Consider the following 14,960-nt stretch of genomic DNA (forward strand, 5'->3'; position numbering starts at 1 on the left):
TCAGATGCAGAATGTGTTTTGTTAGAAGATGGTAACACTTTTTCAAGGCGGAAACATTGACTTTTGTCAAAATACGTTTTTAGATCGATCATTTTGAGTTTAATCAATAAGATAAGCCGATTTTCTATATAATTGCATTTGCAATAGAAAAATATTTGAAAAATTGGATTTTAAAGATGATAGGGATCGATCTCGTTAAGACTGACAGGATGAAAAATATGATGGAAAAATTCGGAGAGAAAGCTCTTTTAAGATTTTTATCCCCGAAAGAGTCTCTTCTAGTCAAAAATCATAAAACTGCGGCGGGTTTTTGGGCCGCGAAAGAGGCTTGTTCAAAAGCTCTCGGGGTCGGGATAGGTTCGGAATGCGGCTTTTTCGATATAGTAATATCCAAAACGCAAAAAGGAGCTCCGCAGATCACTTTCAGCGAAAAAGTACAAAAAAATTTCAATATAAAAGACTCTTCTCTTTCGATCACGCATGACGGCGATTACGCCATAGCCGTCGTCGCCATAGAGAGGTTTTAGCCGCTTTAATCACCCTCCGCCTACAAAATCGAGCAGTTCGACCCTGTCTTTGTCTTTCAATCTGCAAGAGGCCCAGTTCTCCTGTTTGACAACCTCCATGTTAAGAGCTGCAGCCATGACCTTGTCCTGCAGGCCCAGTTCGTTTATCAGCTCTTGCATAGAGATCCCCTCTTTGACCTCTCTCATATTTCCGTTTACCGTTATGTTCATTTTTACTCTTTTCATCTTTTTTATTCAAAAAGAATATTACTATTTTTTTATTAATTTATTACGATATAATTCCACTAATATACGACTTAAGGAACCATATGTCATCCTCTGCAATAAAGCGTCATAATCACCGAGTTCTGCCTTGTGATAAAGACCGCAAGATCGAGCTCATAAACTTCCTTATAGAAAAGAACAGCGACCTTGACATTGCGATCATAGCAAAAGAAACCATAGATGATTTTAAAGCTGTCTCATCAAACGAAAGAGTAAAGATCCTAGACGACAGCCGTTTGGATTCAAAGTACGATCTGATCATAAACTACGATCTTCCCAAAGATGCACAGCAGTATCTCAACCGCATCTCTTTAGCAAAGACCTACGCTTTCATCCTGCTTGATCCCGAAGAGCAGAAACTGCTCTACCCGATAGAAACGCTTCTGGGACGCTCTCTTGTAGAAGAGGTCATCAAAAAGTTTGAGACGACACAAAGCCAAGAACGTAAAAAGGCAAAAGCGAAAAAAGAGAAAAAAGCAAAACGTTTTGAAAAAGAGCGTCAAAAAGAGAGAGACAAAGAAGAGAAAAAAGCTCAGTCCCAGCTTCCTCCAAAGCGTACCGTCAGAAAGATAGTGAAAAAAGACTGACGCTACTTTTTCACCTCGTTTAGAGGCGAAGTGCTGAGATAGGGAACTTTTCCCGAAGGAACAAACTTCGATGCTGCTTCAAGATGCAGCTCCTGGTCGTCAAAAAAGATATGAGGCTTAAACGCCTTGAGTATCTTCGATTTTTCAAGCCCTCCCAAAAAAAACACTTCATCGACATACACACCCCACTGCCGGAGCGTCTTTATGACTCTGAGCTCCGCAGGTGCGTTTCTTGCCGTCACTATCGCTATTCTTACCGGAGAGAACTCCGTACTAAAAGGCAGCCTCTCCTGCAGCCTTGCGAGTTTTTTAAGCAGCGCCGCATAAGGCCCTTCTGCCATCGGGACATCTTGATTCGTATCCTCGTTTTTATGAAAGCCGCTGAGCCCTTCGGCTTTATATACGATCTCGCTGCTGTCGTCGAACAAGACGGCATCCCCGTCAAACGCTATACGCACCTGTCCTTCTGCAATACGACTCAAATCTTCGGGCGGATTTTTAACAATAGCCGCCGCACATGTAAAGCCGTCTATCACTTTTTGCGCGTCATCTATGTTCGTCGTCAAGAACAGATCGACATCGTACGCTTCAAGATAATCCACAACGGATTCCCCGCCGGTAAAAGCGTGTCTTGAAATATTAAGCTTCGTTCTTCTGATGTTGTTAAAGACCTGTATACCCGTTTCGGGACTGTTTCTGGACATGACAACCACTTCGATGAGAGGCGATTCTCCCTTCGGCTGATATCTGTTTAGCTCCAAGAGGGCCTTGACAAGAGGCATCCCCGTACCGTCTTTTAAAGGTTCATTCTCACGCTCGAGCATATATTTTCTATACTCGTTCATTGCCGTCTCTTTGTCCTCTTTGTATTTTGACTGAAAAACCGCATCCGCTTCACTGAGATCAAACAAAGCCGTCGCCGAAATGCCTACGACAAGAGTATCGGAGAGGTCAAGTGCCATAGTGTTCCTTTTAGGATTTTCTTATCCGTATCATCTTAAATCTCTCGCCTAAGAGATTTGGCATGATGAGCATTTTAACTTTTTGAAGCTCCTGCTCGTATATCTTCTCGTCCACGTTGATGCGAAGCATCTCCAAAAGCTCCAATATACCCATATCCACCAAAGCCGTCATTTGGGCTTTTAGCGCCACAAACTCGCATCCTGCTTCGACAAAAGCGTCTTTTACATGTTCAAACGTCACGTCATACGTGATGTCGGAGTTTTTAAACAGTTCTTTAATATCTATCTTCTCGTCAAAGAAAGGAAACACTTCGTGATCTTTGTAGATTCTAAGCGAAAAATCGGGGCGGGCTTTCATCTCGCCGTAATCAAAACTGACAAACTCAAATTTTTTACATGAGCCGTACATCTCTTTTGCAAACTCCTCGTATCCCACGGCTATCTCACCTTTGTCTTTATGGTACTTCGCAGCTTTTTGCAGGATCTTTTCATCGACAGTATCAAACTCCACCTTGCCGTTGGTGACAGAAGCGATCTTACCGTCATATAAAAGCTCGCAGCCGAATGCATCGAATATCTCGTTTGCAATAAAAAATGCGTTCTCGCATCTAAGCTCGCCAAGCGACTTATAATGCGTCAAAGAGACCACATCGCCGAAAGACTCCTTAAAATATGCGCGCTGACGCTCTTGAAGCGCATCGAAACGCTCTATGATGACAAACTGCAGACTCTCCAGAAGTTCGGGATAAAGGGTATAAATAAACTCTACCACATCGGCCAAAAAATAGCCGTGATGCGCGCCTATTTCGCAGATGACGGCATCACGCTGTAAAAAACCGTCCTCGATCAAAGAGAGGATATGTTTGGCGATCGTACCGCCGAAAAATTTCGAAGTGCTCACGGAGGTGTAAAAATCACCCTCTTTTCCTATCTGTTTGTAGTTCGTGTAGTAGCCGTCTTTACCGTAGAGCCACTCGTTCATGTATTCGCTAAATCTCATCTTTAAACTTTTCATACAGACTCAGCAGTTCAAGCTGCTTGTCCATCTCATAAATTTTTGTGTCGAGCTTTTGGATCTCGACGGAGTTTTTCAGCGTGTCTACGTCATATTGCGTTTTATACCCCGCTTGAAAAAGCTGTGCCGTATCCTCCAAGAGTTTTTCATACAACTCTTTATTTTTTTTTGAAAGCTGTATCTTGTTCTCAAAGTTTTTTATGTTCTGCATTACCTGCTCGAAAAGCGCTTTGAGCTCTCTTTTTTTGTCTATGACCACGACTTGGGATTTGAGGTACTCCACTTTTGCGGATTCGACGTCTCTAAAGGTGTTTATATCAAGAGGGATGGAAGCCTTGATGCCGTAATTGTAGTAATCCGTTTCACCTGAAGAGGTGATACCCGATCCTCCATACTGCTGGTTTTTTGTTTTGTCCCAGTTGTAGCCGGCCGTTATGCTGATCTTTGGAAGATATTTGGACACGGTCACGTTTTTGTTGTATCTGTCTCTTTCCTCTTGGCTTCTTATCTGATAAATGTCTATATTGTTTTTTAAAAATTCGCTCTCGTTTAAGATTCTGAGTTTTGGAATCTCTGCCGTTTCATAATTCATATCGCTTATGCTTTTAAACTGTGATATCAATTTTTGTTCGTTTGCTTCGATATCAAAAAGAGCCTGATTTGCTTCATTTGTCTGTATGATCGCACTGTCTAAAAAGCCAGAATCCAATTGCCCGTTTAGATACTCCTCTTTTTTCTGCTCCAGATTTATCTCGGCATTTTTTATCTGAAGTTTCTGCTTTTGCTTCTTGAACTCCGTCTGCTTTATCTGCATCAAAAGGGCGACGGTGTCTTTTATGAGTTTTCTTTTTGCGACGTCTATGGTATAGTCGGAGTATTTTCTTGAGGCTTGAGCGAATTTGATTCCGTAGTAGATACCGCCGCTTTGAAAGATGGGTTGATCCATCACTATCGCGGCTTTTTGGGACTCCTGAGAGTTTTTGTACGGATCGCTTTTAGAGTAGGCGTAACTGATGATGAGCGGTTGTATCCAGGAATCTCTCAGTTTTGAGCTGTCGGCTTCGACCTTTTTGTAATCGTAAGAGAACTCCTGCTTTTTGATATCGGAAAGATAGCTCTCAAGCTTTTGACCGCTTTGTTGTGCAAAAGCAGGATTAAAGACCGCTAACAGCAATATTAAGACGTTTAAAGCCCTCATCGATCTCCTCTTTTGTAATAGTCAGCGGCGGCAGCAGTCTCAGCGTATTTCTGCCCGCTTTTAAGACCATGACACCGTTTTCTCTTGCACTGTTTATGATTTTTGCAAGGGTATCGGCATCTTTGACACGAAGACCGCACATCATGCCAAGGCCGACTTTCTCCGTGAAAATATTTTTGTGAGCATTATAAAATTTCTCAAGTGCTTTATCGAAAAAGAGCATACTTATCTCCAGATTTCCGCTGCTCACGTACTCGTCAAGTATGTCCATGACCTCGCAGACCGCAGTCGTGCTCAAATAATTCCCGCCGAACGTCGAACCATGATCGCCTGCGCCGAAAATATCTTTTAATGTTGTCATCACGACGCCCACAGGCACTCCGCCGCCCACGCCTTTTGCCAGGCTCACGATATCGGGCTCTATCTCGTAAAGGTTTGACGCAAGAAATTTTCCTGTTCTGTAAACACCCGTCTGCACCTCATCGACGATAAGCAGTATATCTTTACTCTTTAAAAATTTTGCAAGCGCCTGTACTTTCTCTTTATCCTGAGGCTGTACTCCGCCCTCTCCCTGCACCAATTCTATCATCACCGCAACCGTGTGGTCGTCGACAAGAGATTCTATCTCATCGATGTTTTTCGCGTACACGAAGCCGTCGGGGAACGGTCCGAAATAGTTGTGCATGCTTTCCTGCCCCGTTGCTTTGACGGTCGTGATAGTACGTCCGTGAAACGAGTGATCTAAAGTTATTATCTTGTATTTTTTTACCTGACCGTCTTTTTCACCGTATTTGCGCGCTATCTTGATGGCACCCTCGTTGGCTTCGGCTCCGCTGTTTCCAAAGAAACATTTCATGTCATAACCGCTCGCTTTTACGAGTTTCTCCGCAGCACGTGCCTGAGGAGCTATGTAATACAGGTTTGACATATGTACCACGTTTTTTATCTGGGCGCACAATGCGTTTGAAAGTCTTTCGTTTCCGTGCCCCACACTCACTACGGCGATGCCCGAAGTAAAATCTATATACTCTTTTCCGTTGACATCGAAAAGTCTCGCATTTTTACCGCTTACAAACTCTACGTCCGCTCTGGCGTATGTAGGCAAAACATATTTGTTATCTAATTCTTTTGTTGTCATTTCACAACCTTCATACTGTTTTCTATTTTATTATCCGAATTATATCTAATCATCCAGAGAATTATTTAACTCTTTTAAAAACAGGATCATATGATCTTGATCTTCACTTTATTTTCCTGAAAGACCGCACTGTTCCCCTCAAAGCTTCGCTTAGAGGTGGTAAGATTGTTCACTCCGTCCGTTCCCGAATAGATGAGTACGCAGTCAGGTCTTAATCTGCCGTCTAACGCCACAGATAAAACCACGCTTCCCGTTTTTGAGACGATCTCCACCGTTTGTCCCTCTATATAGCCCAAAGAAGGGTTTATATAGACTTTATTGTCCGTTTTGAACTGCGAGTTGAGGCTTGTCGGCGACTTGCTGGTGATGAGGAAAAAATCGTCCGTCATGTTGAACTCTATGTCTATCTCCTCCAAAAATGCGAACTCTTCATCATCGGTCGTAAAACCCTCTTCATAAGATATAACACTTCGTCCTTTTACCTCTAAAAGCCCCTCTTCGTTTTGTCTGGCAAAGGATTTGAAATGCTCCAAATACTCCTCTTCGCTTTTAAGCACAATACCGAATTCGTCGCATAAAACGCGTGCAAGCCCATATTCGCTTATGCCGATATCGCTCTCTTTTTGTTTAGGCATCAACGAGAGATAATGCGTGCCGTAATACGTTCTGACATCATCCTTTTCCAAAAAGTTCTTCGCGGGAATGATAAGGTCCGCCATTGCCGAAGTCTGGTTTTCAAAGAGACCGAAATAGATGAGATTTTCTACGTTCTGCATCTCTTTTTTTACCCGTGCGGTATCTGGCATCTGGTTTAGCGGGTTTGTTCCCTGCACAAACACCGTATCGAAATCGCCGAATCTCGTATCTACTTTGCTCACTTTTTTTGCAGCAGAAGCAAAAGGAGATTCTATACCCGCTCTTGAAGAACCGAGATAGCTCACACCGCATCCCTCTTTGCCAAACAGCCCCAACAATGCGGCAAAAGAGTCTATGGCGCGTATGACATCGGCTCCGTCACGATATTTTTGTATCCCCACCCCGCAGATGATGGCCACGCGTTTGTCTTTGATGATCTCAAGGAACTTGCCGATATCTCCGAGCGTCGCACCGATCTCGTCCAAAACGGCTTTGATGCGTACCGTCTGCGTCAGTTCGTAAAAATCCTCATGCTCGCTCGCACATCTGTTGACAAAAGAGAGATCGACACTGCCTTCTATACATAAAAAACGGGAAAGCAGCATGGCAAACTGCAAGTCACCATGCGGTTTTATCTGTACATGAAGGTCGGCATGTTCTGCCGCCTTTGTCTTCACGGGATCGATAACTATCACCTTTTTATCTTTTATAAGCGGCAGCAGATGCGAAGAGGTCGCATGAGGATTTCTCCCCCAAAATACGACCACTTCGGACTTTGCTATCTGTGAGGGTGTCATAATGTCATTGTGCCCTCTTCCCTCTATGATGCCCGCTTCGCCTGCTCCGTCGCAGAGCGTACCGTTTGTAAGAGTCGCGCCGTAAGAGGTAAAAAAATGATCGGTCACTTCCTGCATAAGCCCGAAATTGCCGTTACCTTTGTAGTGAAGGATGTTTTTGCTCTGTTTGAGTATCGTTTTAAGGTGCCCTATCGCTTCGTCCATCGTAATGGTCTCGCCTTTGTATCTGGGTTCTTCTATCCTTTTAAAATCGGCGTAATGGTTGAGATGCGGACATAAAAATCCCTGCGTAAGTCCCTTTTTATAGCCTTTTAACTTTTTATCCGTGTACTCTACTACACAAGCATCGTAACAATCCAGCGGGCATGCGGTAATATTATTCATCTTTAAACTCGATCTGTACAAGTTTTGAGAATCTGTGAGGCGTTTTTACGATGATCTGAGCTTTGTAGCTCGATATATGCGTCTCATCCGTAATATTCCAAAGTCTACTTATTTTATAGTTCGTCTTTTGTCCGTCGATATAGATCTTTTTGCTTTCAATACCTTTGACATCTTTTTCGTCAAGAAATACGGTCAGAATGGCTTTTGATACATCGGCGACCTTGGCTAGGGGTGTGCCAGGCGAAACTACCTGCCCCTCTTTTACCATCAGATCGTAAAGAACGAAATTTTTTGCATTTAAGTGTTTGTCTTTTACCGATTTGTTCAGCCTTGCTATCTGTAAAGAGGTGTCTAAAAGCTGCATCTTCAGACTGTCAAGCTCTTTTTTTGTAGAAAGATATTGATTTTGCGTCGTATAAAGATCGTAAAACTCTTTATCTTTTTCGACGGTCGATTTTATTTTCAGAACTTTGATTCGGTCATAATTTACATTTTTTTTCTCTAAAATATTTCGATAGTTCTTTACTATCTCTTCATCCAGTTTGACGGTATCGTTTAGCAAAACGGTTTTTTCTTTGAGCTGTTTGAGTTCTACGAGATCAAGTTCATCGTCAAGTTTTATGTAATCATCGGCATCAAGAAGTTTGCCGAGTTTTTTTTCATCCGTAAAAACGACTTGTGCAGATACGTTTGAGGAGATGCTCCGTATCTCGTACGGCTCGATTTTCGAGTAGTAGACCTTTGCGTTCAAAGAAACCGCGATCAAAGCAAAAAAGATAGATCTGTTCATCAATACACCCTTAATGATCGTTAAAAATTTTATATGCATTCTACTCACATATCACTTTTAAAAAGATAAGTAAACGAATATAAACTCATATTCATATTTATTTTGATAATATTACATATAATCGCACAAAGGATAATGGTATGTCCGTATTAGACAATGTAGATGCATCCACAAATTTAGCAAAAAACAATGAAGTACAGCTATTAGTATTTAAAGTGAGCAACAATGACGATTCGGCTTTTTACGCCATCAATGTTTTTAAAACACGTGAAGTCGTCGAATCTAAAAATCATTATCTAACGCAGATCCCATCTTCACATCCTTTGCTCGAAGGAACCATCACGCTTCGAGGAATCCAGATCCCGATACTCAACCTCCCTTCCTGGCTGCATATGCCTCTCAACAAAGAGGAGATGAAAAAATCAAATATCCTCATATGCGACTTCAACGGCATTATCATCGGTCTTCGCATCATGTCAGCATACAGAGTCATCAAGAAAAACTGGAATGAAATGCATGCTCCGGAAAGTTACAGACTCGGCGAAGACGGTGTCGTCATCAACGATACGCGGCTTGAAGACGGCAATATGTGTCTGATTCTGGATTACGAAAAACTTTTGGCAGATGTGGTCCCTCAGGCGATGGTCGACGTCAGTGAAGGAAAAAGAGCTCTTGAAGAGGTCGATATTCCTAAAAAACTTAAAAAAGGGACTATCTTAATTGCCGAAGATTCAAAAACCGCACAAAAACATCTGATGCAGATATTTGACAACGCCCTTTTAAAATACAAAATATTCAACAACGGAAAACTGCTGCTCGAATATATATTCTCAATGGAAGACCCGAGTATTATTCCTGTCGTCATCACGGATATCGAGATGCCTGAAGTCTCAGGATTTACGGTCATAAAAGAGTTAAGAGCAGATCCAAGAACATCCAAAATGCCTATTATCGTAAACAGTTCGATGACTGGTTCGAACAACAAGCGCGAAGCAACGGGACTTGGAGCCGACGGATTTATCGACAAAACAAAAAGCCATAACATCATACCTTTGATAGTACAGGCTATGAACGGGAGAGGACATCTGTAAAAAGATGCCGCCGATATCAGGTTAACAATATTCGATCTGGTTTCTGCCGTTCTTTTTAGCAGAATAAAGCCTTTGATCCGCTAAACCGAGATATTCATCTAAAAAATGCTGTTTATATTGTATTTGCGGCATTATCTCCGTAAAGCCGATACTTACACTGTGCTGGATCGGCTTCTTGTCGATCTCTAAAATATCATCGTAAAAATCTTTACGTATCTTTTCTAAAACGATATGAGCTTTTTCTTTATTAACGGCGGGAAGTATTATTATGAACTCTTCGCCTCCATATCTTACGACAATATCCGAATTACGAATATTTCTTTTTACCACATTAACAAAATGAACCAAAATCTTATCACCGAAGAGATGACCGTGAGTATCATTCAGATTTTTAAAATAGTCAAGATCGCACATTGCAATGATAAAAGGATTGCTTGTAGCCAAAGAAAGCTCATATTGATTTTTAAATATGTTTTTTAAATTATGTCTATTGAGCGCATTTGTCAAAGGATCTTTGATGACTCTGCTGTTCATTAGGATGTTATCCACAAGAGCCAGCTCCGTTCCTATGCTTAAAGAGAGCATTTCACATTTTTCAAGATAGGTAATAATCACGTGATGCTCTTGTGTAAACATGCTGTCGAGAATCTTTTTTGCAAAAAGGTGCAGACTTTTGTGCAGGTTGTCTATGGTGTTGTATTTTGAATTATTTTGTATGATCTTTTTTCCCTCTTCATGCATCCATTTTCCGAAATCGCATGTCAAGGGGTTCAGTTCCGGAAATTTGTTTATAGTTTTATTCTTGATACAATCTGCAAGATCGGAAAGCCATACAAGATGCGCTTCGTAATGAACTAAAATTTTTTTTTCCATTAAATCGGAAAGAGAAGCTATACGAACGTTGTTTATCGATTTTATATTCTCTGCATATGATTCCAGATATACGGATGCGATTTTATTGTATATATTGTTAAACAGTCTAAACAGATCAGTGAAATTAGCCTTTGTCTGATTTTCATCAATCTTGTTTATCAGAATATTTTTGAGGTTGTTTATCTCATTTGTTATTATTATGTAGTGTGTGCCTGAAGATATCTTATGGTTTGCAAACAGTTCGAACTGCTCGAGCAGATCCTCTTCTTCAAATTCTCTGCTGAGCATCTGTATGATGTTCTTATAATATTTCATATGCAGATCATAGTTTGTATCATCTTGATTTGATTGAAAATAGGATGTGTATTTATCTATAAACTCTTCTAAAATAATTTCTGTATTGTCAAATAGTTTTGAGAAATTATATTTCATTGTTTATATCCTATACACCTGCACGGTTTTTTTAAGGGACGATTATATTTAAATAATACTTTAATTGCACTTTAAAAAATAAACAAAAAAAAACATCTATAAAGAGGTGTGTCATGGACTCACATGCAAAAACTGCATGTAAGTTAGAAGTTCTTACTATTTAAAGATAGAAAGAAGTACGCCTGCTGCGACCGCAGAACCGATAACACCCGCAACATTCGGACCCATTGCATGCATTAAGAGCATATTCGTTCTGTCATACTCCATACCGACCTTGTTCGATACGCGCGCAGCCATAGGAACTGCAGAAACACCCGCCGAACCGATAAGAGGATTGATCTTATGTCCTGGAAACATGTTCATAATCTTCGCCATAAGCACACCCGCCGCAGTTCCGACCGAGAATGCAAGGCTTCCAAGCAAAAGAATCGCCAGCGTATCGGGTACCAAAAACTGATCGGCCGCGAGTTTTGAACCGACACCCAGACCGAGCATGATTGTAGTGATATTGATAAGTGCGTTTTGCATCGTGTCAGAAAGACGATCGACCACACCCGATTCTTTTAAGAAGTTACCAAACATGAACGCACCGATAAGCGGTGTCGAATCAGGCAGTACCAAGATAGAAAGAGTCAAAACCAACAAAGGAAATATCAATTTCTCTACACGCGATACGTGACGAAGCGTCGTCATTTTGATGCGACGCTCTTTATCGGTAGTCAGCGCTTTCATGATCGGAGGCTGGATGATAGGAACCAAAGCCATATATGAATACGAAGCCACGGCGATTGCACCTAAAAGCTCGGGAGCAAGGTTTGTCGCAATAAATATCGACGTCGGTCCGTCCGCTCCGCCGATGATAGAGATAGCAGAAGCCTGTTTGAGAGTAAAGTCAAAAATATCGGTGTACTGTGCAAGAGCGACGGCTCCTACGAGAGTACCGAAGATTCCAAACTGCGCCGCACCGCCCAAAAGAGCGGTTTTCGGGTTAGAGAGCAACGGACCGAAATCGGTCATCGCACCTACGCCCATAAATATGATGATAGGGAAAAGTTCGTTTGAAAGACCGGCATGAAAGATCACGCCCAGAAATCCGTGAGGACCTGCGATATCCGCGACGGGAATGTTTGCCAAAAGCCCGCCAAAACCGATCGGCAGAAGCAGAAGCGGTTCAAATCCCTTTTTAATAGCCAGCCAGAAGATCAAAAACGTCACGAGTATCATCAGTACACGGCCCCAGCCCTTATGAAACTCGCTCATAGGTTCTCCGGTCGCACTGAGTTCGTTCGGATCAGGATGCAAAATAGCATTGACCCCCGTCGTTTTTAAAAAGTTGCTGACCATAACAGAAAAATCTTTTGCCACATAGGTTTCTTTTTTTTCCGTTGTCTGTGCCGCAGAAGCCGCTTGATGCTCGTTCGCACCGACACCGACAAATCCAAACAGGACTAAAAGTGTTAAAAACCTGACTAGAAATGTTTTCATAAAATTATCCTATTACTGCTACGACTTGACCTTCTACTACCTTGTCGTTTACGCTTACATTGATAGATTTTACGACTCCGCCTTTAGGAGCGACTACATCTATTTCCATTTTCATGGATTCAAGGATCAGAATAACATCGCCTTCAGCAACGCTTTGTCCCGGATTAGCAACTATTTTCCAAACTGCACCCGGTAGAAGCGCTTTGATAGTCGTACCATTGGTCGATGGCGGTACGGCCGTATTTTTCGGAGCAGAAACACTTTCACCGTTTACCGCCGTTACTTGGATATCTGCATCACCTTCTGCTATTTGAACACTGAATTTTTGTCCGTCTACTACTACCGTATAAGTTCCTGTACCCATGCTTTTGACTCCTTCGTTATTTGTTGTTTTTGCTTGGCTTGCTTCTTGTGCCGCCATTAATGATTTTTTTCTTACGTTTACTTCGGCTTCACCCTTAAGGAAAGTGATCCCTTTATCCTGACAGGCTGCTGCGATGAAGATGTTTTCTTCAGTCGTCTCGATCCCTTCGAGTTCAAGTCTTTTAATCCAATGGTCTAAAGATTTCGTCTCGTCCGCATCCGCCAGATCCAAAGCTTTTTCGGTCGTCGGCTCTAAATGCAGCTTTTCAGAAGCTATCTTGACTACTTCCGGATCCGGCGCGACGGGAGTCTTGCCGAAATATCCAAGAACCATTTTTCCGTAACCCGGAGCGATAGCTTTCCAAGGACCTTGCATAACATTATTAAGCGCTTGTTGGAAATAGAACTGTGAAACAGGAGTTACAGATGTACCGTACCCGCCTTTTTCTACGACTTCGCGCATCGCTGCGATCACCTCAGGATATCTGTCCAAGATATTGTTGTCACGCATCATCTGAGTATTTGCAGTAAGTGCACCGCCCGGCATAGGAGAGAACGGGATAAGAGGAGAAACCATAGTAGCTTCGGGAGGCATAAAGTAATCTTCCAAACAGCGTTCTACCTCTTTTTCATAAGAAAGGATCTTATCGATCTCCAGACCGCCGAGGTCGTAATCCATCCCTTTGGTAGCGTGCAGCATAGTAAGGATATCGGGTTGAGACGTTCCGCCGCTTACAGGAGAAGCCGCCATGTCGATACCGTCGATTCCGGCATCAAGCGCAGCCAGATAAGCAGCGACCGAAACACCTGCGGTTTCGTGAGTATGAAGACGAAGATGGGTTCCCTCAGGGACCAAAGCACGAGCCATTTTTATGGTCTCATACACTTTTTTAGGGCTTGAAGTTCCGCTGGCATCTTTAAAACAGATACTGTCATAAGGGATACCGCTGTCTAGAATATCGCGGAGAGTCTTTTCATAAAAGGCGACGTCATGAGCTCCAAAACATCCCGGAGGAAGATCCATCATGGTTACGACCACTTCATGTTTAAGTCCGTGGTGGGATATTCTCTCGCCTGAATATTTAAGGTTTTCAACATCATTTAGCGCATCGAAGTTACGGATAGTCGTAGTTCCGTGCTTTTTAAACATTTTTGCATGAAGATCGATCAGTTCTCTGGAACCCGTATCGAGCATAACGGTATTTACACCGCGGGCAAGGGTCTGAAGATTTGCATCCGGTCCAACAATTTCACGGAATCTGTCCATCATTTTGAATGCATCTTCATTCAGATAAAAATACAGCGATTGAAATCTTGCCCCTCCGCCAAACTCGAAATGTGTGATGCCGGCATGTTTTGCTGCTTCCACAGCCGGAAAAAAATCGTCCATAAGCACGCGGCCGCCGAAAACGGATTGGAACCCGTCCCTGAATGTGGTATCCATGATATCAATAAATTTCTTTGCCATATCTATCCTTGTCGTCTATGATGCATAATAGCTGCCGTAATGGCGGCGACTATCTTTTTATTGTCTTGCGCACTCTGCGTATGGGCCTCATGTGTCTCTGTCTTAGGTATGCTTACAGGTTCCGGAAAAAATCTGTTTATGACTTTAGAAACGATGTTCGTCGCCACGATCATAATAAACAGAAATACGAAAACTGTTCCCATACCCAGAAACATAAACTTTGTTCCTTCAAGAACTAAATTTGTCTCCATCTCATTTCACCTTAAAAAATAATCCGTAATGGTAGTATAAATAATATTAAACTTTTTATAGATTTTCATCTAACTTCAATATTTTATAATCCTTGTTACTTTTTTTAGATTATTTTACGAACATATAAAGTTAAGACGATATAATTTCGGTACTAAAAATAAAAAAAGGCAGAATTTATGAACTTAGATAAAATAGGTTACGGCGAAAACCCGGACAAAGTAAAAGCTATCATAGAGATCCCATGCGGTTCGAACATAAAATATGAAGTTGAAAAAGAGAGCGGTGCGGTAGTTCTTGACCGTGTTATGCATTCGGCTATGTATTATCCGGCAAACTACGGTTTTGTCAACAAAACTCTTTCTCAAGACGGCGATCCTGCCGACGTTTTAGTTCTTGCCGAGTATCCTATGCAGGCAGGTTGTGTCGTAAACTGCCGTTTGGTAGGAGTATTGATCATGGAGGATGAAAGCGGAATCGATGAAAAACTTCTTGCAGTTCCTACATCAAAGATCGATCCTACGTTTGAAGAGATACAAGATCTAGGCGATATCCCAAAACACACTTTGGCAAAGATCAAGAACTTCTTTGAAACATACAAGATGCTTGAACCGAACAAATGGGTAAAAGTAAAAGGTTTTGAAGACAAAGCAAGTGCGACGAAGATCCTTCAAGACGCAATAAACAACTATAAATAGGAC

General features: G+C 42.0%; 15 protein-coding genes. 4 read left to right on the plus strand and 11 right to left on the minus strand.

The genetic code is table 11. The features are described from left to right. Window positions 1–176 precede the first annotated feature (176 nt). Window positions 177–527 carry a holo-ACP synthase gene (gene acpS / locus WCY03_RS07340; protein WP_345994070.1) on the plus strand — a complete coding sequence of 117 codons (351 nt, stop codon included), beginning with the start codon at window positions 177–179 and terminating at the stop codon, window positions 525–527. A 9-nt stretch (window positions 528–536) separates the two neighbouring features. Here the strand turns inward: acpS and thiS are convergent, their stop codons facing one another. Further along, window positions 537–737, minus strand: a complete 201-nt coding sequence (gene thiS, locus WCY03_RS07345; protein WP_345991629.1) for a sulfur carrier protein ThiS — start codon at window positions 735–737, stop codon at window positions 537–539. A gap of 98 nt (window positions 738–835) precedes the next feature. Here thiS and WCY03_RS07350 point away from each other — a divergent pair, with 98 nt between their 5' ends. Further along, the gene (locus WCY03_RS07350) at window positions 836–1,378 is read left to right on the plus strand and encodes a hypothetical protein (RefSeq protein ID WP_345991631.1); all 543 of its coding nucleotides are present in this window, start codon (window positions 836–838) and stop codon (window positions 1,376–1,378) included. 2 nt (window positions 1,379–1,380) lie between these two features. Here the strand turns inward: WCY03_RS07350 and WCY03_RS07355 are convergent, their stop codons facing one another. The 6 genes from WCY03_RS07355 to WCY03_RS07380 all read right to left on the minus strand — a co-directional run bounded on the left by WCY03_RS07355 (window position 1,381) and on the right by WCY03_RS07380 (window position 8,298). After that, on the minus strand, window positions 1,381–2,340 hold the full coding sequence (locus tag WCY03_RS07355; RefSeq protein WP_345991633.1) for a 5'-nucleotidase: 960 nt from the start codon (window positions 2,338–2,340) through the stop codon (window positions 1,381–1,383). A 10-nt stretch (window positions 2,341–2,350) separates the two neighbouring features. Then, entirely contained in the window at window positions 2,351–3,340 is a 990-nt protein-coding gene (locus WCY03_RS07360) for an SAM-dependent methyltransferase (RefSeq protein ID WP_345991634.1), read from the minus strand. Next, window positions 3,330–4,553: a TolC family protein gene (locus tag WCY03_RS07365; RefSeq protein ID WP_345991635.1), complete on the minus strand. Its 1,224-nt coding sequence runs from the start codon at window positions 4,551–4,553 to the stop codon at window positions 3,330–3,332. The genes WCY03_RS07360 and WCY03_RS07365 overlap by 11 nt, the downstream gene beginning before the upstream one ends. Then, window positions 4,510–5,691 carry an acetylornithine transaminase gene (locus WCY03_RS07370; RefSeq protein ID WP_345991637.1) on the minus strand — a complete coding sequence of 394 codons (1,182 nt, stop codon included), beginning with the start codon at window positions 5,689–5,691 and terminating at the stop codon, window positions 4,510–4,512. The genes WCY03_RS07365 and WCY03_RS07370 overlap by 44 nt, the downstream gene beginning before the upstream one ends. An 86-nt stretch (window positions 5,692–5,777) precedes the next feature. Then, on the minus strand, window positions 5,778–7,508 hold the full coding sequence (locus WCY03_RS07375; protein WP_345991639.1) for a molybdopterin-dependent oxidoreductase: 1,731 nt from the start codon (window positions 7,506–7,508) through the stop codon (window positions 5,778–5,780). After that, window positions 7,501–8,298 (minus strand): HlyD family efflux transporter periplasmic adaptor subunit, encoded by a 798-nt coding sequence (locus WCY03_RS07380; protein ID WP_345991641.1) that lies wholly within the window; start codon window positions 8,296–8,298, stop codon window positions 7,501–7,503. The genes WCY03_RS07375 and WCY03_RS07380 overlap by 8 nt, the downstream gene beginning before the upstream one ends. A gap of 140 nt (window positions 8,299–8,438) precedes the next feature. Between WCY03_RS07380 and WCY03_RS07385 the strand changes: the two genes are divergently transcribed. Further along, window positions 8,439–9,389: a chemotaxis protein gene (locus WCY03_RS07385; protein WP_345991642.1), complete on the plus strand. Its 951-nt coding sequence runs from the start codon at window positions 8,439–8,441 to the stop codon at window positions 9,387–9,389. Window positions 9,390–9,410: 21 nt separating this feature from the next. Here WCY03_RS07385 and WCY03_RS07390 read toward each other — a convergent pair whose 3' ends face one another. From WCY03_RS07390 to WCY03_RS07405, 4 genes are all read right to left on the minus strand, one after another. After that, complete coding sequence (locus WCY03_RS07390; protein ID WP_345991644.1) at window positions 9,411–10,694, minus strand: sensor domain-containing diguanylate cyclase; 1,284 nt, start codon at window positions 10,692–10,694, stop codon at window positions 9,411–9,413. 156 nt (window positions 10,695–10,850) lie between these two features. Next, entirely contained in the window at window positions 10,851–12,179 is a 1,329-nt protein-coding gene (locus WCY03_RS07395) for a sodium ion-translocating decarboxylase subunit beta (protein WP_345991645.1), read from the minus strand. A 4-nt stretch (window positions 12,180–12,183) separates the two neighbouring features. Continuing rightward, window positions 12,184–14,010, minus strand: a complete 1,827-nt coding sequence (locus WCY03_RS07400) for a biotin/lipoyl-containing protein (protein ID WP_345991647.1) — start codon at window positions 14,008–14,010, stop codon at window positions 12,184–12,186. Between the two features lie 2 nt (window positions 14,011–14,012). Next, window positions 14,013–14,261, minus strand: a complete 249-nt coding sequence (locus WCY03_RS07405) for an OadG family transporter subunit (protein ID WP_345991649.1) — start codon at window positions 14,259–14,261, stop codon at window positions 14,013–14,015. A 177-nt stretch (window positions 14,262–14,438) separates the two neighbouring features. Here WCY03_RS07405 and ppa point away from each other — a divergent pair, with 177 nt between their 5' ends. After that, window positions 14,439–14,957: an inorganic diphosphatase gene (gene ppa / locus WCY03_RS07410; RefSeq protein ID WP_345991651.1), complete on the plus strand. Its 519-nt coding sequence runs from the start codon at window positions 14,439–14,441 to the stop codon at window positions 14,955–14,957. Window positions 14,958–14,960: the final 3 nt, after the last annotated feature.

The sequence above is a fragment of the Sulfurimonas sp. HSL-1716 genome, from assembly GCF_039645975.1.
GTDB lineage: Bacteria > Campylobacterota > Campylobacteria > Campylobacterales > Sulfurimonadaceae > Hydrocurvibacter > Hydrocurvibacter sulfurireducens.